The organism is Spiribacter salilacus, assembly GCF_009649225.1.
Classification (GTDB): Bacteria; Pseudomonadota; Gammaproteobacteria; order Nitrococcales; family Nitrococcaceae; genus Spiribacter; species Spiribacter salilacus.
The window spans coordinates 174,216-197,021 of record NZ_WJPP01000004.1; the positions used below are offsets into that span (position 1 = coordinate 174,216).

Here is a 22,806-nt window from a genome sequence, read left to right on the forward strand (position 1 = left end):
ATTATCGATCTCGATTGACGATGTATTCAGCAAGTGCGCGCAGTAAGTCGGCCTGCGCGTCAAAGCTTTGTAACGCCTTGATGGCCTCTTCGCTAAGCGCATGAGCAAACTCCCTTGCGGGCTCTATGCCCATTAATGCCGGATAAGTGGCTTTTTTATGCTGCGCATCAGCACCACTTTGCTTGCCGAGTGCAGTCGCATTGCCTTCAACATCTAAAATGTCGTCCTGCACCTGAAAGGCAAGGCCAATACACTCGCCATAGCGGGTTAGCGCCTCTCGGCTTGCGCGATCCTGCGGGGCACCGCAAAGCGCACCGAGCTGCAGGCTGGCAAGAATTAGCGCCCCGGTTTTATTGCGATGTACATCTTCAAGTTGTGCTGTGTTGAGCGTTTGACCGGCAGCGGCAAGATCCATTGCCTGTCCACCGACCATTCCGCGTGACCCGGCAGCCTGGGCAAGTGTTTTAACCATTTCTAAGCGCACTTCTGTGGCTGGTATGCCCGCATCAGCAATCAGCTGAAATGCCAACGACTGCAGCGCATCACCCACTAAAATTGCGGTTGCTTCATCATAGGCACGATGGCAAGTGGGTTGGCCTCGGCGCAGGTCATCATCGTCCATGGCCGGCAAATCATCGTGCACTAACGAGTAGGCATGAATCATCTCTACCGCGCAGGCAGGCGCATCTAACGTAACTTCATCGGCGCCCATTAAGATGCCGGCCTGATAGACCAGAAATGGCCGAAGCCTTTTACCCGGCGTTAATACGGCATAGCGCATCGCGCTGTGGAGTAATTCAGGAACCAAGGCGGGATCGGGCAGTGCATTATCCAACGCAGTGGTGACGCGCGCTGAGTAGACGGCAAGCGCCTCAGTCAGTGTCAGCGGCATTATCGGCCTGCGCGAATGGCACGGGTTCTGCTTGAGCATTTTTTTCTAGCAGAATTTCAACGCGTTGCTCAGCAGCGGTAAGGGCTTGTTGACTCTCTCGGGTGAGCGCAACTCCTTGCTCAAAGCATTGGAGTGACTGCTCTAACGTTAATTCGCCGCGCTCCATCTGCTCGACCAACCCTTCGAGTGCTTTTAATGCCGCTTCAAAATCAATGTCTTTTTGTTCGGTCGTCTCGTTCATTCGGCAATTTTAGCGAACTGATGCGTTTAACGCACTCGCCGGTTTTCTCGGCACAAGGTAAACTGCTTGAATCATGAATAACCAATACGATGCTGCCGCCATAGAGGTGTTGACCGGGCTTGATCCCGTGCGCCGACGCCCTGGCATGTACACCGACACGACTCGGCCCAATCACTTAGCCCAAGAAGTCATCGATAACAGTGTCGATGAGGCTATTGCCGGCCATTGCCGCAATATCGATGTCACCCTCCATCGCGATGGGTCGCTATCGGTCAGCGATGATGGCCGTGGCATGCCCGTTGATCTGCATCCCGAGGAAAACGCGCCGGGTGTTGAGGTCATCCTCAGTCGCCTGCATGCGGGCGGTAAGTTCTCGCGTGATAGTTATCAGTTCTCCGGCGGGTTGCATGGCGTTGGGGTGTCGGTGGTTAATGCCCTATCTACCCGCTTAGAAGTCACTGTTCGGCGAGATGGCCATGAATGGGAAATGGCATTTGCTAATGGCGATAAAGTCAGCGATTTAACCGCTGTGGGCGAGGTCGGCAAACGCAATACGGGCACACGGCTGCACTTTTGGCCAGATGGTCGTTACTTTGACTCGGTGCGATTTTCGCTGCCACGGCTACGCCACGTTCTGCGCGCAAAAGCCGTGCTCTGCCCGGGTTTAAAAGTTCGGTTTGTTGAAGAGGCCAGCGGTGAAGAAACGGTTTGGCATTATGAGCAAGGTCTCTCCGAATATCTGGCCGGCGCCGTGGGAGATTTTGAGCGCCTTCCAGATCCGCCGTTTCCGGGTGACTTTCGCGCTCAACATGAGGCCGTGGAATGGGCGGTTTGCTGGCTACCTGATGGCGGCGATTTAGTTCAAGAAAGCTATGTCAATTTAATCCCGACGATGCAGGGCGGTACGCATGTTAACGGCCTTCGGACAGGGCTGACCGAGGCATTGCGTGAGTTTTGTGAGTTCCGTAACTTACTGCCGCGTGGTGTGCGCATTGCCCCCGAGGATGTGTGGGAGCGGGTCAGTTTTGTCTTATCGGTCAAGCTTGAAGAGCCTCAGTTTTCGGGGCAAACCAAAGAACGCCTGTCGTCTCGCGAATGCGCCACCTTTGTATCAGGCGTTGTTAAAGATGCGTTTAGCCTTTGGCTTAATGAGCATACGGGAGAAGCCGAGCGGCTGGTCGAGTTAGTGCTGGCCAGTGCCCAGCGGCGGATGCGCGCGGCGCGAACGGTGACTCGAAAGCGGGTGACCCAAGGCCCAGCGCTACCCGGCAAGCTTGCCGATTGTAGTAGCCAGGACCCGGCCTCCAGTGAGCTGTTTTTAGTGGAAGGTGACTCGGCTGGCGGCTCGGCTAAACAAGCACGAAATCGAGAATTTCAGGCGGTCATGCCACTGCGCGGCAAAATTTTGAACACCTGGGAGGTCGACCCCGCCGAGGTGATGGCTTCTCAAGAGGTGCATGACATTGCCGTTGCGCTGGGCATTGAACCTGGCTCAGACGACTTAAGCGGCCTGCGCTATGCAAAAGTCTGTGTGTTAGCAGATGCCGACCCCGATGGGGCGCATATCGCAACATTACTCTGTGCGCTATTTCTTAAACATTTTCCGGCCCTTGTGAAGGCGGGGCATGTGTTCATTGCTATGCCACCGCTGTATCGCATTGATGTGGGTAAAGAGACTTGGTATGCACTTGATGAGCAGGAGCGCCGCGGCGTGATGGATCGGATAGCCGCAGAAAAACGCAAAGGCAAAGTGTCGACCACGCGTTTTAAGGGGCTAGGAGAAATGAATCCGTTGCAACTGCGTGAAACCACCATGGCGCCCGACACACGGCGACTCGTGCAGTTAACAGTCGACTCCCCTGAGGAGACCGACACATTAATGGCCATGCTTTTGTGTAAGCGCTCGGCTTCGCAGCGCCGAGCATGGTTAGAAAGTAAGGGCGATCTTGCCGAGGCACTAATATGAGCGAACCGATACCCCTGCAGGATTTTGAAACTCGGCCCCTGCATGAATTTACCGAAAAAGCGTATCTCGATTATTCGATGTATGTCATTTTGGATCGGGCCCTGCCGCATGTGGGCGATGGCCTAAAGCCAGTCCAGCGGCGCATTGTGTATGCCATGTCTGAGCTGGGTTTATCGGCAGCCTCTAAGCACAAAAAATCGGCGCGTACCGTGGGTGATGTGTTGGGTAAATATCACCCGCATGGTGACTCAGCCTGTTATGAGGCCATGGTTTTGATGGCCCAGTCATTTTCGTATCGGTATCCCCTGGTCGACGGCCAGGGCAACTGGGGTTCACCCGATGATCCCAAGTCGTTTGCGGCCATGCGCTATACCGAGGCGCGTTTGGGCGGATATGCTCAGTTGCTGCTTCAGGAGCTAGGCCAAGGCACAGTTGATTGGCAGCCTAATTTTGATGGCACGCTTGAAGAGCCGGTAACCCTGCCCGCGCGGGTACCGAATGTTCTACTGAATGGCGGTACCGGCATTGCTGTGGGCATGGCAACCGATATCCCACCCCATAATCTGCGCGAGGTGGTTGCGGCGTGTATTCGTCTGCTCGACGAGCCGGATGCCGACGTGGCTGCTCTTTGTGAGCATGTGCAAGGGCCAGACTACCCGACTGAGGCTGAGGTCATCACGCCGGTCAGCGATATTCGCCAGATTTATAAAACAGGCCATGGCGCCCTGCGCCTTCGCGCCCGTTGGGAGAAAGAAGGGCGAGATGTTATTGTTACCGCCCTTCCGCATCAGGTCTCGGGTAGCCGCTTACTCGAGCAGATTGCAGCCCAAATGCAGGCTAAAAAATTGCCGATGGTGGAAGACCTGCGTGATGAGTCTGATCACGAAAATCCAACGCGCCTATTGATCACGTTGCGCTCTAATCGAGTGGATGCCGACGAGGTGATGCAGCATCTGTTTGCCACCACCGATTTAGAAAAGAGTTATCGCGTTAATTTAAATGTGATTGGGCTGGATGGCCGGCCGCGCGTTCGCAATTTGCGTGAGATTTTAACGGAGTGGATTGAGTATCGACGCCGCACGGTTCGTCGACGCTTGGAATGGCGGCTTGAGAAGGTAGAGGCTCGTCTGCATGTGCTCGAAGGGCTGCTCATTGCCTATCTGAATATCGATGAGGTCATTGCGATTATTCGTGAAGCCGAATCGCCCAAACCCGCGCTTGTTGAGCGTTTTGGTTTAAGTGAAACCCAGGCAGAAGCCATTTTAGAGCTGCGCTTGCGCCATCTTGCGCGGCTTGAAGAAATGAAGATCCGCGGTGAGCAGGATGAGCTGGCTAAAGAGCGTGACGGGCTTGCCGCCATTTTAGGCTCTGACAAAAAGCTCACTAAGCTGATTCAGTCAGAATTGCAGGCGGATGCAGAGCAGTACGGGGATGATCGCCGGTCACCACTCGTTCAAAGAGAATCCGCTCGTGCACTGAGCCAACAAGACCTGGTGCCCAGTGAACCCGTTACCATCGTGTTGTCTCGCAAGGGCTGGGCCCGAGCGGCAAAGGGGCATGATGTAGATCCCAGTAAGCTGTCGTATCGTGCTGGTGATGATTTTGCTGATGCTGCCGCAGGCCGCAGCAATCAGTTGGCAGTTTTCCTTGACGATCAGGGCCGCAGCTATAGTCTGCCTGCACACACTCTGCCGTCTGCACGTGGCCAAGGTGAGCCACTCACCGGCCGCTTGCAACCGCCTGAGGGCGCTCGATTTATTTTTGCGCTCTGTGGTGACCCAGCGCGCCGCTTGCTGCTCGCGGGCAGCGATGGTTATGGCTTTATTACCCAACTTTCAGCACTCCATGGTCGCCAAAAAGCCGGCAAGGCTGTGTTGAACTTAGGGACGGGCGCTGAAGTGGTAGCGCCCATGACGCTTCAGGCTGGCGCAGATCGGGTGGCCGTTGCAACCACTGCCGGGCGCTTGTTGATCTTCCCGCTTGATCAAATACCGGAACTTGCGCGCGGAAAAGGGAACAAATTGATCGATATTCCCGCGGCGCGTCGTAAAGACGGTAGCGAACGGGTTGCGGGTTTATGTACTTTAACGGCAGATCAGCCCTTGGTGGTGCAGGCCGGCAAACGCCAGCTCACCCTCAAAGGCGCCGATCTGTCGGGTTATGAAGGTGAGCGGGGGCGACGCGGCCGTGCCTTGCCCCGCGGTTTTCAGCGCGTGGATGCGGTGTATCCACAGATGAAGGAGTAAAGATTCGTGCGGCGGATACTTCTTTTTTTAGGGACTAACATTGCGATTATTGTCGTATTGGGCATCGTCTTACGCCTGCTGGGTGTGGATCGCTTGCTTGAGGCTGATGGCGGCGCTTTAAACTACCAAGCGTTGCTGGTTTTTGCAGCGGTCTTTGGCATGGGCGGTAGCTTTCTATCGCTGGCCATCTCCAAATGGATGGCAAAACGGGCGATGCGCGTTCGCGTGATTGAAAAGCCCGCCAATGCCACCGAACAGTGGCTAATCGACACGGTTCGTGCCCAAGCGCGCAAAGCCGGCATCGGCATGCCCGAGGTGGGTATTTATGATTCACCGCAAGTTAACGCCTTTGCCACCGGTATGAGCCGCAATAACGCCCTCGTTGCCGTTAGCAGCGGGCTCATGCGATCGATGGACCAAGGCGAAGTTGAAGCTGTACTTGCCCATGAAGTTAGCCACATCAGCAACGGCGACATGGTCACACTTGCGCTCATTCAGGGTGTGATTAACACCTTCGTGATTTTCTTTGCCCGCGTGATCGGCCACTTTGTTGATCGTGTGGTTTTCAAAAACGAACGTGGTCATGGCCCCGGTTTTTGGATTGTGACCATCGTTGCCGAAATCCTGCTGGCCATTCTGGCCTCCATTATTGTGATGTGGTTCTCCAGACAGCGTGAATTCCGTGCCGATGCCGGTGCTGCTGATTTGGCCAGTCGCGAAAAGATGATCGCCGCCTTGCGGCGCCTTGGTGGCACCCCACCGGCGGATGATCTGCCGGATCAAATGGCAGCGCTGGGCATTTCTGGCCGTATTGCTCCTGGCGGCATTAAGCGCTTGTTTATGTCTCATCCGCCAATTGAGGAGCGGATTGCGGCATTACGGGGGTTGTAAGCGGGGCTGCTGGGCGCAGGGTTTAGGTTTAAAGGCCGCGGTGGTACTGCGCTTAGGATTTGGGTGCAAAGGCCGCGGTGGTGCTGCCCTTAGGATTTGGGTGCAAAGGCCGTGGTGGTACTGCCCTCAAGGCTTCAGCGGCAGGCAGGCTGCTTTGACCGTGGGTTCAATAGGCAGGGCCTGCCGAGGCGCCTTGCGAGCAGCACCACCCCGGCCTTTGAATCGAGCGCCTTTAGAGCAGCACCACCCCGGCCTTTGATCATGCCGATGCACGAGCAAACTGATGCACAAACAACCCCCGGCCAGCCCATTAAGCCTCCCACCACACCACCGGCACCTTCCAAGGCGCCCCCGCTACTTCGCGAACTAGCCGAGGCAGGAGGTAGCCGGGCACCTGAGCGGCCAGCCTTTGCATGAGGCGATGGGCCTCCTGCTCGGGGAGGTCAAAGTGAGCGGCGCCCTGCACGCGATCAAGAAGGTGAAGATAGTAAGGTTGAATATTAAGCTCAAAAAGTCGTTCGCTTAGGGCGGCCAGCGTGTCGGCGTTGTCGTTGATGCCACGCAGCAAAACACTTTGATTGTAAAGCGGAATGCCTGCTTCGGTGAGGCGTTGCATGGCGTTGGCAACGGGGTCATCGAGTTCGTTAGGGTGGTTAGCGTGAATAACCATGACGGGTTTGAAGGGGTGGTTGGTTAGCCAGCCAATGAGCTCATCGGTGATTCGGCTGGGGATGACGATGGGCAGGCGGGTGTGTATGCGTAGGCGGCGGACTTGGGGCAGGGTGGCCAGCTTGTTCGCAAGCTCGCTGAGGCGGCGGTCGTTGAGGCTGAGGGGGTCGCCGCCGCTTAGCAGGACTTCGTGAATGCTGGGGTTGTTGCGCAGATAATCCAGAGCTTGTTGCCATTGGCGGGTGCTGGCATTCGATTGGGCATAGGGGAAGTGGCGGCGAAAGCAGTAGCGGCAGTTGATGGCGCAGGCGCCGGTGGTGATGAGCAGGGCGCGGCCGGTGTATTTGTGGATGACGCCGCCGTTGTGCAGGCTGGCGTTGTCGCCAACGGGGTCTGCGGTAAAGCCAGTAGACGGCAGGGTTTCGATGCCAAGCGGCAGCACCTGTTGCAGTAGTGGGTCGGCCGGATCAGCCTTTTTAATGCGCGCCAGGTAGGCGGGCGGCACGCGTAGTGGGAATAATTTGGCAGCAGCGCGCGCGGGTTCCAATAGCGCCTGATCGAGGCCTAAGTGCTTGATTAGCATGGCGGGGTCGGTGATGGCGGACTGCCATTCCTGTTGCCATTGCGTGGTGGTCATGTTCTATCCCTCGGGGTTTTCCGTTAGCATGCTGCGGCATCGATACAGGAATAGGAAGCACATGGCTAGCTACAGCACTAATCAGTTTAAATCAGGCCTTAAAATTATGCTGGACGGCGATCCGTTTAGCATTGTTGAGAATGAGTTTGTGAAACCCGGCAAAGGTCAGGCCTTTAATCGGGTGAAGGTTCGTAATCTTAAAACGGGCAAGGTCATTGATCGTACCTTCAAGTCGGGTGAAACCGTGGAAGGTGCGGATGTGATGGAAACGGAAATGCAGTTTTTGTATTCCGACGGTGAGTTCTTTCACTTTATGAACCAAGACACCTACGAGCAGCATGCTGCGCCAGCGGCGGCGGTTGGAGACTCAGCAAAGTGGTTAAAGGAGCAAGATTTGTGCAGCGTGACGTTGTACAACGGCCAACCATTGTCCGTTGAGCCGCCTCCGCATGTGGTGCTGCAGGTTGCACAGACTGACCCAGGTTTGAAAGGTGATACGAGCAGTGGCGGTAATAAGCCCGCTACGCTTGAGACAGGCGCTGTGGTTCAGGTGCCATTGTTTATTCAAGAGGGCGAGATGTTGCGGATTGATACGCGCTCTGGTGAGTACGTTTCTCGAGCACGTGACTGATTCGAGCTGGATGCCCTCGGCGTCGGTGGAGGTGCTTCGGCGCCGTGCGGCGCAGTTGGCGGCTATTAGGCAGTTTTTTGCCACGCGTGATGTGGTTGAGGTCGAAACCCCTACGCTGGCTGCTGCGGGTGTAACCGCTCCGCACATCGATGGTTTGCGTGAGGTATCCACGGGGTATTGGCTGCAGACTTCGCCAGAATACGCCATGAAACGGTTATTGGCCGCGGGTATGGGCGATTGCTATCAGTTGGCAAGAGCGTTTCGGGCGGGTGAGCAGGGTCGGTATCACAATCCAGAATTTACGCTGCTGGAGTGGTACCGCGTGGGCTGGAGCGGCACGGCCCTCATGGCAGAGGTTCAAGCGTTGGTGGATGAAGTGCTTGGTCAGGCGCCCGTCCACGCCATGGCCTATAGCGAAGCTTTTGTGGCCGCGGGCCTGCCTGATCCATTAATCGCCAGTGATGATGAGCTTGAGCAGGCGGCCTGTGCTGCGGTCGGTCAACTGCCGGATGGGCTTAATTGTGATGGCCACTTGGATTTGTTACTCGATGCAGTGGTCATCCCATCGCTGCCGTCACGCTGTTTTTTAACCCATTATCCCGCCGCTCAGGCTGCTTTAGCGCAATTAGATGAGGGCGATGCCCGCGTGGCTCATCGGTTTGAGTTTTTTTGTGATGGTGTTGAGCTGGCGAATGGATTTGTTGAGTTGACGGATGCGATCGTGCAGCGGCAGCGGTTTGTAGAAGATCAAATTCAGCGGCAGGCGGCGGGGCTTAAGGTGGTTGCCATCGATGAGCGCTTGCTGGCTGCTTTACAGGCAGGGCTGCCGGCTTGCGCGGGTGTGGCGCTGGGAGTGGATCGTTTGCTGATGCTTGCTGAGGGTGCCCATTCAATTGCTCAGGTGATGGCCTTCGATTGGGGGCGTGCCTGATTGCCCAAGCCGGCCGATAGGCATGCCGAGTCTAACCGGTGCATCAACGCTCAGCCCGGCATCCCAAATGACTTGGTTTTTCTCAAACAGCAGGATAATGGTTGAGCCTAAATTAAACCGGCCAATCTCATCGCCAGCGGCAAATCCCACCGGGTGTTGCCGATAATCCCAACTGCGAATGCGCTCACCACGTGGAGGGGTGATTTCGCCTTCCCACACCGTTTCGATACTCCCGACGCCGATGGCGCCAACGAAAATCAGCATGAACCGCCCGGCGGCGCTACTGAACTCGCAAATCACGCGTTCGTTGCGGGCAAATAGCCCGGGCAGATGTTGCACCACGGGCTTTGAGACACCGTAAAGCCGTCCGGGCACATGGAGCATACGCTGCAGGGTCCCGTTAATCGGCAGATGGACCCGATGATAATCGCTGGGAGAGAGATAAAGCGTGGCGAAGTGACCATCCACAAAGGGTTTGGCGAGGGTGTCATCGCCGGCCAGCAGTGCTTGTAGTGAGTAATCAACGCCTTTGGCCTGAAGTAACCGATTGCCGGATAAGTTGCCAAATTCGCTGACGGCACCATCGACTGGGCTGATGATGCGATCAGGCGCTGTGGCTAGGGGGCGTGCATCGTCGCGCAGTTCGCGAGTAAAAAAGGCATTAAAAGAGGGATACTCGGCCGGGTCGCTTGCGCGGGCTTCTGTTAGATCAACGGGGTAAAGCCGAATAAAGCTGCCAATTAACAGCCGTTTCCAGGGTGACCAGCGCCAACGTGCCAACGCGTGGATTACACGAGAAATGCCATGTTGCGGCAGCAGCCCGAGAACGCTAACAAATAAACGGCTGATCACTATCGTGTGGCTCCTGTAATACGCAGAAAGTCGTTAACCATTGCGCTGCGCCCATGGGGTGGGTTCCAAACCGCCTTCATGCCGCCTGAAGGGTCGATTAATAGTACCGCAGCACTATGGTCTACGGCGTATTGGCCGTCTTCATCCGGTTCATGCAACGTGTAAGAAATACCGAGGCTAGCCGTAAGCGTATCGATGGCGTCGCGAGTGCCGGTGGCACCGCGAATGTTGGGGTGAAAGTGCTCAACATATTGTTTGAGCAGAGCGGGGCTGTCGCGATTTGGGTCGACGGAAACAAAGAGCACCTCGGGCACCGCTTCGGGCGCTTGTTCTTCAAGATCCACCAACACGCCGGTGAGTTGTGCCAATGTCATGGGGCAAACATCAGGGCAAGAGGTAAAACCGAAAAAGAGCAATTGCCAGTCTTGTGCAAGCGCTTCGGTTGGCAGTGGGGCGCCATCATGGTCGACTAAGGTGACATCGGGTAACGGGCGCGACTCTGGCAGCACCGTGCCGCTATACGGAGCATTAGCGGCTTTCTGACGCGCCAACTCGTTCAGTAGCAGTTGCCCGCCACCGACCACCACCAAGGCACTCAGCACAAGTACACCAAGGAACAAAAACAGACGATTTTTTCGCATCCGCCCATTATGCCATTAGAATTGGGCAATGAAGATCGAACTCCCCCAAGAATTACTCACTTTGCTGGATATTATTCGGTGGTCGGCCAGTCAATTTGAAGCGGCCGAGCTGCATTTTGGTCATGGCACCGATAATGCGCTGGATGAGGCGGCCGCCTTGGCATTAGGTATTTTGCGCTTGCCGGCGGACTTGCCGGCGGTTTGGTTGCAAAGCCGAGTGTCGCAGGCAGAGCGTTTGGCATTAGAAAAGGCGTTAGAGGCGCGCATCTCTGAGCGTAAACCCGTGCCTTATATTCTGGGTGAGGCCTGGTTTTGTGGACTATCATTTAAAGTAGACGAGCGCGTTTTGATTCCGCGCTCCCCGGTTGCTGAGCTAATCGAGGCTGGTTTTGCGCCTTGGCTAGAGGCCGAATCAATGACTCAGGTGGTGGATGTGGGCACGGGCAGTGGCTGTATTGCAATTGCTTGTGCGCTGGCTTTGCCGAATGCACAGGTCATAGCAACGGATATTTCTGCTGATGCGCTGGCGGTGGCCAAGCAGAATGTGGCCCACCATGGGGTGGCCGATCAGCTGCAGTTATTGCATTCGAATTTGCTAGTCGAGCTTCCGGAATCGGGCACAATCGATTTGATAATCAGTAATCCGCCGTATGTTGATGCGGCGGCCATGGCAGCCTTGCCGCCAGAATACCGGCATGAGCCGGCGTCTGCACTGGCTGCAGGAGACGATGGGCTGGATATTGTGCGGCGATTGTTGCCGCAGGCAGCGCATCGATTGAACGATCACGGTATCCTGATTGTTGAAATTGGTCATGGTGCCGCTGCCTTTGAGGCGGCGTTCCCAAATTTATCCGTTACCTGGATAGATTTTGAACGGGGTGGCACTGGAGTTTTTATTGTGGATGCGGCCACATTGCGTAATGCGTTTTTGACGGAGTAAGCGAGTAAGCATGTCTGGGAATACGTTAGGTCGATTGTTTTCGGTAACCACCTTTGGCGAGAGTCATGGGCCTGCGCTGGGTGCAATTGTGGATGGCTGCCCGCCCGGGTTAGCTTTAAGCGAGCAAGACTTACAAGGTGACTTAGATCGGCGACGGCCAGGCACCTCTCGGCATACCTCGCAGCGACGTGAAACCGATGAAGTGCGGATTTTATCTGGCGTTTTTGAAGGAAAGACAACCGGCGCACCCATTGGGCTGCTCATTGAGAATATGGATCAGCGCTCACGCGATTACTCCAAAATCGCCGATGTGTTTCGCCCCGGTCATGCCGACTACACCTATTGGCAAAAGTTTGGCATCCGCGATTATCGCGGTGGCGGTCGGTCGTCTGCGCGTGAGACGGCGCTGCGGGTTGCCGCTGGTGGTATCGCTAGAAAGTTTTTACACGAGCGACTGGGCGTGCAGATTCGGGGCTGGTTAACGCAGCTGGGCCCGATTCACTTGAATTTAGAAGATTGGGGTGAGGTGGATAACAATCCGTTCTTCTGTGGCGAGCCATCACGAATTCCAGAGCTAGAAGCGTATATGGATGCGCTGCGCAAAGAGGGCGACTCGGTGGGCGCCGCCGTGGGTGTGTTGGCGCGCGGTGTGCCGCCAGGTTTGGGAGAGCCCATATTCGATCGGCTTGATGCTGATTTGGCGCATGCGCTGATGAGCATTAACGCGGTGAAGGGTGTGGAGATTGGTGCGGGGTTTGCCAGTGCCGGTCAAAAAGGCACCGAGCATCGTGATGAAATAACGCCTGAGGGGTTTTTGTCGAATAACGCGGGCGGCACTTTGGGGGGTATTTCCACCGGCCAAGATATCGTCGCTAAAATCGCACTCAAGCCCACTTCTAGCATTCGTTTGCCTGGGCAGTCAGTCGACATTCATGGCAAGGCGGTTGAAGTGGTTACCACCGGGCGGCACGATCCTTGTGTGGGTATTCGGGCAACACCGATTGCCGAGGCGATGATGGCCATCGTGCTGTTGGATCATTACTTACGGCATCGGGGTCAAAACGCAGATGTTAACTCAGGCACCCCTGTGATACCTGCGCAGCCTTCTTCGTCTAACCCCTAATGTCAGTGCGCCTGCCATACGGGCGTATTTCGGCGTTTTATTTTGCTTTTTTCGCCGTACTCGGTGTGCTGTCTCCGTATTGGGGGCCGTATCTAAAAGGGCGAGGGTTTGAAGCCGCTGAAATCGGCACGCTCATTGCCTTATTGCATGTCACTAAAATTATCGCGCCCAACTTATGGGGGTGGCTGGCAGATACTAGCGGCCGGCGTATGGCGATTATTCGTTTGTCCTGTATCGCCGCGCTGTTTGGCTTTTCGGGTGTTCTAGTACCCGGCGGGTTTTGGTGGATGGCAGCGGTGATGGTGGCGTTTAGTTTTTTTTGGAATGCCGCGTTACCGCAGTTTGAAGCCAATACGTTTAATCATTTGGGTGAGCACACGCATCAGTATGCGCGGATTCGGCTGTGGGGCACCGTTGGTTTTATGGTGGCAGTGTTGGCTGTTGGCGAGGGGATTGATCAGTACGGGATTGATATTCTCCCAAGCGTTTTGCTGGGGCTATTTTTACTGCTCGCATTAATCAGTCTGTTGGTACCGCAAGCCAGTGAGCAGCAAACCAAAACCCATTCGGGCGCATTTAAAGCGGTTTTCTTACAGCCGGCGGTTATTGGTTTGCTGGTGGCGTGTTTTTTGATGCAAGTCAGTCATGGTCCTTTTTATGCGTTTTACAGTATTTTTCTGCAGGATTATGGCTATTCCAGCACCGCTATTGGCGCATTATGGGCGGTTGCGTTAATTGCTGAGATTGGGGTGTTTTTCCTCATGCCTCGCTGGCTGCCGCACTTAAGCCCGCAGCGGGTGTTAATGTTGGTGATGGGTTTGGCTGCGGTGCGATGGCTGTTAGTGGCGTTTTTTCCAGCGTCCATCCCGCTGCAAGTGCTTGCACAGCTGATGCATGCGGGCACTTATGGTGCTTATCACGCGGTGGCGATCAGTCTGGTTAATCGTTATTTTGAAGGCGGGTTGCAGGGCCGCGGGCAAGCGCTTTATAGCAGCATGACCTTTGGTGCGGGCATTGCTGTGGGCAGCTTTGTTGGTGGGCAGTTATGGGAAGCGGTTGGTGGGGTTTGGACCTTCGCGCTATCGGCAGGGGTGGCTTTTGTTGCCATGCTGATCGTCCAGTGGGCGCTGTCCGCGTATAATCATCGTCAATACGATCGCAGGGTTAGTTAAGAGGTAACACGATAATGGCGGGCAAAACACTCTACGACAAGCTTTGGGAAGCCCATGTCGTCAGGGATAACGGCGATGGAACAGCGCTGCTGTATATCGACCGACAGTTGGTACATGAGGTGACATCACCGCAGGCATTTGCCGGCTTACGCTTGGCAAATCGGCCGGTATGGCGCGTGGCAGCTAACTTAGCCGTGGTTGATCATAATGTGCCGACCACTGATCGCGATAAGGGTATCGCCGATCCTGTTTCAGCCATTCAAATTGATACGCTCGATCAGAACTGCCGCGACTATGGCATTGTGCAGTTTGGTCTGCATGATCGGCGGCAGGGCATTGTTCATGTTATTGGGCCTGAGCAGGGTGCAACCCAGCCGGGCATGACCGTGGTGTGCGGTGATTCCCATACCTCAACGCATGGCGCCTTTGGTGCGCTTGCCTTTGGCATAGGCACTAGCGAGGTTGAGCATGCGCTGGCCACCCAAACAGTGGTTCAGGCGCGCTCAAAGCGCATGTTGATTCGCGTTGATGGTCAAGTGGGGCCAGGCGTAACGGCAAAAGACATCATGCTCGCGATTATTGGGCATATTGGCACGGCGGGCGGCACGGGCTATGCCATCGAATACGGTGGTGAGGCTATTCGTGCACTATCGATGGCTGGTCGGATGACCATTTGCAATATGTCGATCGAGGCCGGTGCGCGCTGCGGCATGGTGGCGGTGGATGACACTACCATTGAGTATTTCCGTGATCGTCCTTTCTCGCCTAAAGGTGAATTGTGGGATCAGGCCGTGGGTTATTGGCGCACATTGGTGAGTGATGATGATGCTGTGTTTGACCGCGTGGTTACCTTAAATGCGGCCGATATCAAACCGCAGGTTTCTTGGGGAACATCTCCAGAGATGGTGCTGCCGGTAGATGCCAGTGTGCCAAATCCAAAAGACGAAGCTGATGAAACACGCCGAGCAGGCATGGAAAGAGCATTAGAGTACATGGGGCTTACGCCGGGCACGCCAATCCGCGATATCAAGCTCGATAAGATCTTTATCGGCTCGTGTACAAATTCGCGTATTGAAGATTTACGGGCGGCTGCCGCTGTCGTGCGTGGTAAGCGTGTTGCGGAAAACATTCAAGAAGCGATGGTGGTGCCTGGTTCGGGGCTTGTGAAATGGCAGGCCGAGCAAGAGGGCTTGGATGAGGTGTTTAAGGCCGCGGGCTTTGAATGGCGGGATGCCGGCTGCTCGATGTGTTTGGGGATGAACCCCGACAAACTGAGCCCGGGAGAGCGCTGCGCCTCCACCTCTAATCGTAACTTTGAAGGCCGGCAGGGTCAGGGCGGGCGAACGCATTTGGTAAGCCCTGAGATGGCTGCCGCGGCGGCTGTTGCCGGGCATTTTGTAGATATTAGGGAGCTTGAGCAGTGACAATGGAACCCCTTACGCAAGTGACAGGATTAGTTGCGCCATTGGATCGGTCGAACGTCGATACGGATGCGATTATCCCCAAGCAGTTTTTGAAATCGATTGAGCGAACAGGCTTTGGCCCTAATCTGTTTGATGAGTGGCGCTATTTAGACGCTGGCGAGCCGGGGCAGGACTGCACCAATCGCCCCCTCAATCCCGATTTTGTGCTGAATCAACCGCGTTATCAGGGTGCCCGTATTCTGCTTGCGCGAGAGAATTTTGGCTGTGGCTCATCGCGCGAGCATGCGCCATGGGCGCTGGCAGGCTATGGCTTTCGGGTGCTAATTGCTCCAAGTTTTGCGGATATCTTCTACAACAACTGCTCAAAAAATGGTTTGCTGCCTGTGGTATTACCTGCCGATGTGGTGCAGCAACTCTTTGAGGCGACGTGGGAAAACGAGGGTTATTCGCTCACGGTTGATTTGCCCGCACAGCAGGTCATTACACCAGATGGCGAGCAGTATGCTTTTGAGATTGATCCGCATCGTAAGCACATGTTGGTTGAGGGGCTTGATGAGATTGGCCTGACGCTTGAGCATGCCGATGAAATTAAAGCCTATGAGGCGCGTCAGCGGCAGCGCACGCCGTGGCTCTTTACCGACTTGGAGCCGAGCTAATGCATCGCGTTTTGCTGCTGCCAGGGGATCATATTGGCCCCGAAATTATGGCTGAAGCACGTAAGGTTATTGACGTGCTGGTGGCTGAGTTTGGCTTTTCGGTGGAGTGTGAGACCGCGCATCTGGGCGGTTGCGGTGTAGATGCCGAAGGCGCGCCTTTGCCTGAAAGCACTTTGCGCTTGGCTAAAGCCTCTGATGCCATGCTACTTGGCGCCGTGGGCGGCCCGGAATGGGATGGAATCGAGCGTGAGCTCAGGCCTGAGCGGGGTTTATTAGGCATTCGCGCGGCAATGGGGCTATTTGCCAACTTACGGCCTGCTATTTTGTTTCCTGAGCTGGCTGCGGCATCTAGCTTGCGCCCAGAAGTTGTTTCAGATCTGAATATTTTAATTGTACGTGAGCTCACGGGCGGTATTTATTTCGGCTCACCGCGGGGTGTTGAGCAGCGTGCTGATGGGGTGCGCGAGGGGTTTAACACCTTGCGGTATGACGAGAATGAAATTCGTCGCATTGGCGAGGTTGCATTTGCGGCGGCACAACGTCGGGGCGGCCAAGTTTGCTCCGTAGATAAGGCCAATGTGTTGGAATCGAGCGAGCTGTGGCGAGAGGTTATGACGGATTTGGCTAGCAATTATCCGGATGTCACCTTAAGCCATATGTACGTTGATAATGCGGCGATGCAGTTAGTAAGAGCGCCAAAGCAGTTCGATGTGATGGTTACTGGCAACTTATTTGGCGATATTTTATCGGACTGTGCCGCGATGCTGACCGGATCGATCGGGATGTTGCCGTCGGCATCATTAGACGAGCAGGGCCGGGGGCTTTATGAGCCAGTGCATGGTTCAGCGCCAGATATTTCGGGTCAGGGCGTGGCTAATCCGTTAGCAACGCTATTGTCATTAGCCATGATGCTGCGGCATAGCCTTGATGAGGCAGCTCTGGCAGATCATGTCGAGCAAGCGGTACGCAGCGTGCTGCAACAGGGTTTAAGAACGGCCGATATTGCGCCGCAGGGCACCTCGGCTGTGGGTACTCGGGCCATGGGTGATGCGGTGGTTGAGGCGCTGCGCGCTCGCGCGGCTTAATTGGAGGATTTATGTTGAAGGTTGGGTTTGTTGGTTGGCGTGGCATGGTCGGCTCCGTGTTGATGGAGCGGATGCGCGCTGAGCACGATTTTAATGATATCGAGCCGTTGTTTTTCTCAACCTCGCAAACCGGAAGTGCCGGGCCGGATGTTGGCAAGCCAGTGCCGGCGTTAGCGGATGCCCATGATCTAACTAAGCTCGCTGAGATGGACGCGATCGTGACCTGTCAGGGCGGTGACTATACGGCCGCGGTGCATGATGATCTGCGTCGGCAGGGGTGGCGCGGCTACTGGATTGACGCCGCCTCAACATTGCGTATGAAAAAAGACAGTGTGATCGTGCTCGATCCAGTCAATGCATCGGTGATTAAGCAAGCACTGAGTGATGGTGTGGTTGATTTTGTGGGTGGTAATTGCACGGTTAGCCTGATGCTCATGGCCACCGGTGGGTTGTTTGCGCATGATTTGGTGGAGTGGGTTTCACCCATGACCTATCAAGCGGCCTCTGGTGCTGGTGCCAATAATATGCGCGAGCTGCTCGGGCAAATGGGGTATTTGCATCAGGCCGCGCTGGCAGGTGGGTTAGATGACCCGGCAACGGCTATTTTGGCCGTGGATCGTGCGGTGACCAACGCGCTAGGTAGCGAGGCCTATCCCGCGCAGCATTTTGGTGTGCCACTGGCGGGTAGTTTAATCCCTTGGATCGATAGCGCATTGGACTCAGGCCAAAGCCGTGAAGAATGGAAGGCCGGGGTCGAAACCAACAAAATCTTAGGCCATCAGTATGAGCAGATTCCCATCGATGGCATTTGTGTGCGAATTGGAGCGATGCGCTCACATGCGCAGGCGCTAACCATTAAGCTACGCCGCAATATCCCATTGGATGACATTGAAGGTCTGTTAGCAGAGGCCAACGACTGGGTGCAGGTCGTGCCCAATGAGCCAGAAGCCAGCAAACGCCAATTAACCCCCGCGGCCGTTAGTGGTCGTCTTGATGTACCGATTGGTCGGCTGCGTAAGTTAGCGATGGGAGACGATTATCTGGCGGCCTTTACGGTGGGCGATCAACTACTCTGGGGCGCAGCTGAACCCCTGCGGCGGATGCTGCGATTGGTGGTTGAGCGTTGAGGTGGATTGCCCGCACGGTCAGTTTGATTGCGCTGGGTTTGTGCAGCCTCATTGTTAATGCACAGGTTGATATTCCGTTAAGCGTTAATATTTCTTTGCCAGGGCTGCAGCGGCTATCTGATACAGATCCTACGATAACGATTGAACCGTTATCAGCAGATGCATCGCTGGCAGAACGTTGGCAGGCAACGCTTGGGCAAAACCCATCGGGTGCCCCAGTTATACGTGTTGAATCTGTGCAGGATGCTCCGGCTTTGCCAGTTGAGTTTCGTTTGACGGTGGAGTGGCCGCGCGGGCGGATGCAGCAGGATTATCGCCTGAGTCAAAATGGCTCAAGCCTGCAAGCAGAGCCATTGAGTTTGTTGCGATTCGGGCCAACCGATGCGCGGATGAATTTGTACCGGCTTGCTGATTTGTTAAGACCTGAGTCGATCAGTATTAATCAAATGATGCTTCGGTTGCTGGCTGACAACCCCAATGCGTTTGCGATTGAGCATGTAAATGCATTAGAGGTAAATCGCTATCTGCAGGTGCCGGCAGTGGGTTCATCGGGTTATATCAGCGTTGAGCGTGCTGATGAAATTGTCGCCCAGCAACTAGGCGAGTGGGATTCACTCGCAGTTGAGCTAGAAGAGTCCATACCCTTGATTGCTGAGGTGCAAGCCGATGTGGAGCGGCGCGATCGTATACGCCAGCAATTAGCGGAAGATAATCAGCGTTTGGGCCAGCGCATTTCGGCGCTGCAAAAAGAGGTGCTGGCGCTAACGCAAGCGAACAGAGAGCCAGTGGCAATGCCGGGCGCAGTAGCGCCAGCAGAGCAGCCCCCCGAGCCCAATCAAACACTCGATAATTGGCGGGCATGGGCAATTGTCATCGCTGGGCTTACCGTGATTTTGTTGTGGTGGCGGCGGCAACGACGCCCGGCACAGAACAACGATGCGGTGCTGGCCGAGGCTAATGAGAAGGTGCGCAACGGGCAACTCGATGCCGCCCAAGAGGTACTGGATATTGCCTTAGGTGAGGCGCCAGAGCGAATCGATTGGCGCCTTCGGTTATTAGAGATTCTTGCTGACCGTGAAGATGCGATTGGCTTTGAATCGGAAGCCTATGTTTTACATGCGCAACTGGATAACAAGAGCGACCCGCGCTGGCATGAAGTGGCGCGCCGTGGCCGGAAGTTGTTACCGGGACATGCGCTGTTTGCTGACGATTAATTATTTATGCCACGTCTAGTCCTTGGCATTGAATACGATGGCACTGCCTATAGTGGCTGGCAGGCTCAGCATCATGCGCCCTCCGTACAAGCGGCCGTGGAAGGCGCAATTGCAGAGATTGCGCAACATTCAGTGTCCATAACGGCATCCGGCAGAACGGATGCTGGCGTCCATGCATTAGCGCAGGTGGTGCATTGCGATGTGCAGGTAGAGCGACCCCTGCGTGCTTGGGTACGTGGGGTGAACGCGCATTTGCCGCCGGATATTGGTGTTCGCTGGGCGCAAACGGTGCATGCGCAATTTGATGCGCGCCGCTCGGCACAATCGCGCCGCTATCGCTACATTTTGTGCGCTCAGCCCACACGGCCTGTTTTGCACCGGCATCGGGTGGGTTGGACATACAAGCCATTAGCCGTGGCGCCCATGCAGCAGGCAGCGTCTTGTTTGATGGGTGAACATGATTTTTCCAGTTTTCGTGCCGCGGGCTGTCAGGCGAAGCATCCAGTGCGACGTATTCAATCGCTTAGCGTGTCAGCTGCGCAGCCCTTTATTCATATTGATATCGAAGCCAATGCTTTTATCCATCATATGGTGCGCAATATTGTGGGCACGCTGATTCCTATTGGGGCGGGTGAGCGACCGGTTGAGTGGCTGGCTGAAGTGCTGGCGGCATGCGACCGTACTCAGGCAGGAATTACCGCAGCGGCATCCGGGTTGTACTTAGTTGGGGCCCGGTATCCGGCCAGTGATGGTTTGCCTGATTTGCCCCCGCCGCCGTCCTTTGCGTGCTAACCCAGCGACAGTTACGATGGGTTCATGCGAACGCGAATAAAAATCTGCGGGATTACCCGTCCTGAAGATGGTGTGATGGCAGCTGAGCTGGGTGCGGATGCCATTGGGCTTGTGTTTTATCCACCAAGCCAGCGCCATGTAGACATTGCACGGGCTGCAGAAATTGCTGCAGTAGTGCCGCCCTTAGTTAGTGTGGTCGGTTTGTTTTTAGACGCCAATACCGAACAGGTAGAAGACGTGTTATCGGCCGTACCAATTGATCTGTTGCAATTTCATGGTGGTGAGTCGGCAGAGTTTTGCGCGCAGTTTGGGCGGCGCTATATTAAATCGGTAGGGATGGCAGGCGGTGATCCAGCGGAAGTAGCGGCTGCCCACCCACACGCGCTGGCGCTTTTATTGGATGGCCATGCCCCGGGTGCAGCGGGGGGAAGCGGTGATGTTTTCGATTGGGGGCGGAAACTGCCAACAAGTCACCGTATAATAGTGGCCGGAGGTCTGCGGCCTGATAACGTGGCGCAGGCGGTTAAAATGATCAAACCCTGGGGCGTTGACTGTAGTAGTGGCGTAGAATCGTCCCCAGGCATCAAAGACAGCAGCAAAATGGCTGCCTTCACTCAAGAGGTTCATCGTGGCTAACGTCATCCAGGCTATTGAAACGCCAACCGATTTTTCGCGGTTTCCGGATGCCGCGGGGCATTTTGGGCCCTACGGCGGGCGGTTTGTGCCCGAGTTGCTGATTGCGCCCCTAGAAGAGCTCACTGCAGCCTATGAGCGCTATCGCAACGATCCGCAATTCCGCGCTGAGCTAGAGTCTGATTTAAAATATTACGTGGGGCGGCCAACGCCTCTTTACTATGCGGAGCGTTGGTCCAAGCAAATCGGTGGTGCACAAATCCACTTAAAGCGTGAAGACCTAGATCACACGGGTGCCCATAAAATTAACAATACGATGGGCCAAGCACTTTTGGCCGTTCGAATGGGCAAAAAGCGTATCGTTGCCGAAACAGGGGCAGGTCAGCATGGGGTAGCAACCGCTGCTGCCTGTGCTCGGCTGGGTTTGAAGTGCGTGGTTTATATGGGTGCCGAAGATGTTCGTCGGCAGTCGGTTAATGTGTACCGAATGAAACTCATGGGCGCTGAGGTAGTGCCGGTTGAGTCAGGCACACGCACGCTAAAAGATGCCCTTAATGAGGCATTCCGTGACTGGGCCGCTAATGTGGATGATACGTTCTACATTATTGGCACCGTTGCAGGCCCGCATCCTTACCCGCAGCTAGTGCGCGATTTTCAGGCTGTGATTGGTGAGGAAACTCGCGAGCAGTGTCTGTCGATGTATAACCGGCTGCCCGATGCCTTGGTGGCATGCGTGGGCGGTGGTTCGAATGCCATTGGGCTGTTTTACCCCTTCCTTGGGGATACCGATGTTGCCATTTATGGTGTAGAAGCGGGTGGTGATGGCGTAGAAACGGGGCGGCATGCAGCGCCACTGGCCGCTGGCCGGCCTGGAGTCTTGCATGGCAATCGTACGTATTTGATGGAAAACGAAGATGGCCAGATTTTAGGCACTCATTCGGTATCGGCCGGATTGGATTATCCGGGCGTTGGCCCGGAGCATTCTTGGCTGAAAGACACCGGGCGGGTTCAGTATGTGGCCATTGATGATGACGAAGCACTGGCGGCATTCCATCAAATGGCTGAGCTTGAGGGCATTATTCCTGCGCTTGAAACCGCCCATGCCATTGCCTACGCCGGTCAGCTTGCGGCGCAAATGCGGCCTGATCAGATGATTGTTATTAACCTATCTGGCCGGGGTGATAAAGACATCAACACCGTGGCCGAAGTAGAGGGGATGGATCCATGAGCCGTATTGAACACCGCTTTGCCCAGTGCAAAGAAGCTGGCAAAACAGCGCTGGTTACCTATGTGACCGGTGGAGATCCTAACCCAGACGCTACCGTGCCTGTGATGCACGCATTAGTGCGTGCTGGGGCAGACATCATTGAAGTAGGCATGCCGTTTTCGGATCCAATGGCCGATGGGCCGGTTATTCAGGCCGCTTGTGATCGAGCATTACTGCATGGCACGGGCATTAAAGGCGTGTTGGAGATGATTCGTGAGTTTCGGCGAGAAGATCAAGACACCCCCGTGGTGCTGATGGGATATCTCAATCCGATTGAGCAGACGGGGTATGACAAGTTTTGCCGAGAGGCAGCGTCGGCCGGCGTCGATGGTGTGTTAACCGTTGATCTGCCACCAGAAGAAAGCAGTGAGCTTGGCGCTGCGTTAAGCGCGCATTCGCTCGATCCGATTTGGCTGATTGCGCCAACCACTAGCGATGCTCGCATTAAAGCGATTTGTGCTCATGCACGGGGCTTTGTTTACTACGTTTCGCTTAAAGGGGTAACGGGCGCAGCAAGCTTGGATACCGATTCCGTCGGCTCGCATGTTGATGAGATTCGGCGTGCCACCCAGCTGCCGGTAGGCGTCGGCTTTGGCGTCAGAGATGGTGCAGATGCGCAGCGGCTAGCAACGCTGGCAGATGCGGTTGTGGTGGGCAGTGCCATTGTCTCGCGCATTGCAGAGCATGCCGATGATCCGGCAGGGATGATTGCGGCCGTCGAGAGCATCACTCGGGATCTACGGGCCGGGCTGGATCAGCCACTAGTGGAGGCCTAA

Annotated in this window: 22 protein-coding genes; 17 read left to right on the forward strand and 5 right to left on the reverse strand. The window is 55.5% G+C overall.

From position 1 onward, the window contains the following. Position 1 precedes the first annotated feature (1 nt). On the reverse strand, positions 2-892 hold the full coding sequence (gene ispA, locus GH984_RS08450; protein WP_153719766.1) for a (2E,6E)-farnesyl diphosphate synthase: 891 nt from the start codon (positions 890-892) through the stop codon (positions 2-4). After that, positions 873-1,133, reverse strand: coding sequence for an exodeoxyribonuclease VII small subunit (locus tag GH984_RS08455; protein ID WP_153719767.1), 261 nt, complete (start codon positions 1,131-1,133; stop codon positions 873-875). Before GH984_RS08455 ends, ispA begins: the two co-directional genes overlap by 20 nt. Positions 1,134-1,206: 73 nt before the next feature. Between GH984_RS08455 and parE the strand changes: the two genes are divergently transcribed. The 3 genes from parE to htpX are packed head-to-tail and all read left to right on the forward strand — an operon-like array spanning position 1,207 to position 6,236. Next, on the forward strand, positions 1,207-3,099 hold the full coding sequence (gene parE, locus GH984_RS08460; RefSeq protein WP_153719768.1) for a DNA topoisomerase IV subunit B: 1,893 nt from the start codon (positions 1,207-1,209) through the stop codon (positions 3,097-3,099). Next, a complete protein-coding gene (parC, locus tag GH984_RS08465; RefSeq protein WP_153719769.1) occupies positions 3,096-5,345 on the forward strand; it encodes a DNA topoisomerase IV subunit A in 2,250 nt (749 codons plus the stop codon). The genes parE and parC overlap by 4 nt, the downstream gene beginning before the upstream one ends. Positions 5,346-5,351: 6 nt before the next feature. Continuing rightward, the gene (htpX, locus tag GH984_RS08470; protein ID WP_369692016.1) at positions 5,352-6,236 is read left to right on the forward strand and encodes a protease HtpX; all 885 of its coding nucleotides are present in this window, start codon (positions 5,352-5,354) and stop codon (positions 6,234-6,236) included. A 310-nt stretch (positions 6,237-6,546) separates the two neighbouring features. Here htpX and epmB read toward each other — a convergent pair whose 3' ends face one another. Then, the gene (epmB, locus tag GH984_RS08475) at positions 6,547-7,542 is read right to left on the reverse strand and encodes an EF-P beta-lysylation protein EpmB (protein ID WP_153719770.1); all 996 of its coding nucleotides are present in this window, start codon (positions 7,540-7,542) and stop codon (positions 6,547-6,549) included. A 61-nt stretch (positions 7,543-7,603) separates the two neighbouring features. On the opposite strand from epmB, the gene efp reads away from it, so the two are divergent. Both efp and epmA read left to right on the forward strand, forming a co-directional pair. Further along, a complete protein-coding gene (efp, locus tag GH984_RS08480) occupies positions 7,604-8,173 on the forward strand; it encodes an elongation factor P (protein WP_153719771.1) in 570 nt (189 codons plus the stop codon). Next, entirely contained in the window at positions 8,145-9,104 is a 960-nt protein-coding gene (epmA, locus tag GH984_RS08485; RefSeq protein WP_369692017.1) for an EF-P lysine aminoacylase EpmA, read from the forward strand. The genes efp and epmA overlap by 29 nt, the downstream gene beginning before the upstream one ends. On the opposite strand, the gene asd (GH984_RS08490) is transcribed toward epmA, so the two are convergent. Continuing rightward, positions 9,063-9,956 carry an archaetidylserine decarboxylase gene (asd, locus tag GH984_RS08490; RefSeq protein WP_369692018.1) on the reverse strand — a complete coding sequence of 298 codons (894 nt, stop codon included), beginning with the start codon at positions 9,954-9,956 and terminating at the stop codon, positions 9,063-9,065. The two genes, epmA and asd (GH984_RS08490), sit on opposite strands and share 42 nt — an antisense overlap. Next, positions 9,956-10,597 (reverse strand): SCO family protein, encoded by a 642-nt coding sequence (locus tag GH984_RS08495; RefSeq protein WP_153719772.1) that lies wholly within the window; start codon positions 10,595-10,597, stop codon positions 9,956-9,958. Before GH984_RS08495 ends, asd (GH984_RS08490) begins: the two co-directional genes overlap by 1 nt. 34 nt (positions 10,598-10,631) lie before the next feature. On the opposite strand from GH984_RS08495, the gene prmB reads away from it, so the two are divergent. Genes prmB through trpA form a run of 12 tightly spaced genes read left to right on the forward strand, consistent with a single transcriptional unit; the run spans position 10,632 to position 22,806 of the window. Further along, a complete protein-coding gene (prmB, locus tag GH984_RS08500; RefSeq protein ID WP_439959286.1) occupies positions 10,632-11,537 on the forward strand; it encodes a 50S ribosomal protein L3 N(5)-glutamine methyltransferase in 906 nt (301 codons plus the stop codon). 10 nt (positions 11,538-11,547) lie between these two features. Further along, positions 11,548-12,660, forward strand: a complete 1,113-nt coding sequence (gene aroC, locus GH984_RS08505; RefSeq protein WP_153719774.1) for a chorismate synthase — start codon at positions 11,548-11,550, stop codon at positions 12,658-12,660. Next, positions 12,660-13,832 (forward strand): MFS transporter, encoded by a 1,173-nt coding sequence (locus GH984_RS08510; RefSeq protein ID WP_153719775.1) that lies wholly within the window; start codon positions 12,660-12,662, stop codon positions 13,830-13,832. Before aroC ends, GH984_RS08510 begins: the two co-directional genes overlap by 1 nt. Before the next feature lie 14 nt (positions 13,833-13,846). Next, on the forward strand, positions 13,847-15,256 hold the full coding sequence (gene leuC, locus GH984_RS08515; RefSeq protein ID WP_153719776.1) for a 3-isopropylmalate dehydratase large subunit: 1,410 nt from the start codon (positions 13,847-13,849) through the stop codon (positions 15,254-15,256). A 2-nt stretch (positions 15,257-15,258) separates the two neighbouring features. After that, positions 15,259-15,912, forward strand: a complete 654-nt coding sequence (leuD, locus tag GH984_RS08520; RefSeq protein WP_153719777.1) for a 3-isopropylmalate dehydratase small subunit — start codon at positions 15,259-15,261, stop codon at positions 15,910-15,912. Then, positions 15,912-16,997: a 3-isopropylmalate dehydrogenase gene (gene leuB / locus GH984_RS08525; RefSeq protein ID WP_153719778.1), complete on the forward strand. Its 1,086-nt coding sequence runs from the start codon at positions 15,912-15,914 to the stop codon at positions 16,995-16,997. Before leuD ends, leuB begins: the two co-directional genes overlap by 1 nt. Positions 16,998-17,008: 11 nt before the next feature. Continuing rightward, positions 17,009-18,124, forward strand: a complete 1,116-nt coding sequence (gene asd / locus GH984_RS08530; protein WP_153719779.1) for an aspartate-semialdehyde dehydrogenase — start codon at positions 17,009-17,011, stop codon at positions 18,122-18,124. Then, a complete protein-coding gene (locus GH984_RS08535) occupies positions 18,121-19,338 on the forward strand; it encodes a type IV pilus assembly protein FimV (protein WP_153719780.1) in 1,218 nt (405 codons plus the stop codon). The genes asd (GH984_RS08530) and GH984_RS08535 overlap by 4 nt, the downstream gene beginning before the upstream one ends. A 6-nt stretch (positions 19,339-19,344) precedes the next feature. Beyond that, positions 19,345-20,130 (forward strand): tRNA pseudouridine(38-40) synthase TruA, encoded by a 786-nt coding sequence (gene truA, locus GH984_RS08540; protein WP_153719781.1) that lies wholly within the window; start codon positions 19,345-19,347, stop codon positions 20,128-20,130. 24 nt (positions 20,131-20,154) lie between these two features. Continuing rightward, complete coding sequence (locus tag GH984_RS08545) at positions 20,155-20,766, forward strand: phosphoribosylanthranilate isomerase (RefSeq protein ID WP_153719782.1); 612 nt, start codon at positions 20,155-20,157, stop codon at positions 20,764-20,766. Continuing rightward, a complete protein-coding gene (gene trpB, locus GH984_RS08550; protein WP_369692019.1) occupies positions 20,759-21,991 on the forward strand; it encodes a tryptophan synthase subunit beta in 1,233 nt (410 codons plus the stop codon). The genes GH984_RS08545 and trpB overlap by 8 nt, the downstream gene beginning before the upstream one ends. Further along, on the forward strand, positions 21,988-22,806 hold the full coding sequence (gene trpA, locus GH984_RS08555) for a tryptophan synthase subunit alpha (RefSeq protein WP_153719784.1): 819 nt from the start codon (positions 21,988-21,990) through the stop codon (positions 22,804-22,806). The genes trpB and trpA overlap by 4 nt, the downstream gene beginning before the upstream one ends.

Coding starts and splice junctions, on each gene's coding strand:
- ispA (WP_153719766.1), bottom strand. CDS start 892: ATGCCGCTGACACTGACTGAGGCGCTTGCCGTCTACTCAGCGCGCGTC.
- GH984_RS08455 (WP_153719767.1), bottom strand. CDS start 1,133: ATGAACGAGACGACCGAACAAAAAGACATTGATTTTGAAGCGGCATTA.
- parE (WP_153719768.1), top strand. CDS start 1,207: ATGAATAACCAATACGATGCTGCCGCCATAGAGGTGTTGACCGGGCTT.
- parC (WP_153719769.1), top strand. CDS start 3,096: ATGAGCGAACCGATACCCCTGCAGGATTTTGAAACTCGGCCCCTGCAT.
- epmB (WP_153719770.1), bottom strand. CDS start 7,542: ATGACCACCACGCAATGGCAACAGGAATGGCAGTCCGCCATCACCGAC.
- efp (WP_153719771.1), top strand. CDS start 7,604: ATGGCTAGCTACAGCACTAATCAGTTTAAATCAGGCCTTAAAATTATG.
- GH984_RS08495 (WP_153719772.1), bottom strand. CDS start 10,597: ATGCGAAAAAATCGTCTGTTTTTGTTCCTTGGTGTACTTGTGCTGAGT.
- aroC (WP_153719774.1), top strand. CDS start 11,548: ATGTCTGGGAATACGTTAGGTCGATTGTTTTCGGTAACCACCTTTGGC.
- GH984_RS08510 (WP_153719775.1), top strand. CDS start 12,660: ATGTCAGTGCGCCTGCCATACGGGCGTATTTCGGCGTTTTATTTTGCT.
- leuC (WP_153719776.1), top strand. CDS start 13,847: ATGGCGGGCAAAACACTCTACGACAAGCTTTGGGAAGCCCATGTCGTC.
- leuD (WP_153719777.1), top strand. CDS start 15,259: ATGGAACCCCTTACGCAAGTGACAGGATTAGTTGCGCCATTGGATCGG.
- leuB (WP_153719778.1), top strand. CDS start 15,912: ATGCATCGCGTTTTGCTGCTGCCAGGGGATCATATTGGCCCCGAAATT.
- asd (WP_153719779.1), top strand. CDS start 17,009: ATGTTGAAGGTTGGGTTTGTTGGTTGGCGTGGCATGGTCGGCTCCGTG.
- truA (WP_153719781.1), top strand. CDS start 19,345: ATGCCACGTCTAGTCCTTGGCATTGAATACGATGGCACTGCCTATAGT.
- GH984_RS08545 (WP_153719782.1), top strand. CDS start 20,155: ATGCGAACGCGAATAAAAATCTGCGGGATTACCCGTCCTGAAGATGGT.
- trpA (WP_153719784.1), top strand. CDS start 21,988: ATGAGCCGTATTGAACACCGCTTTGCCCAGTGCAAAGAAGCTGGCAAA.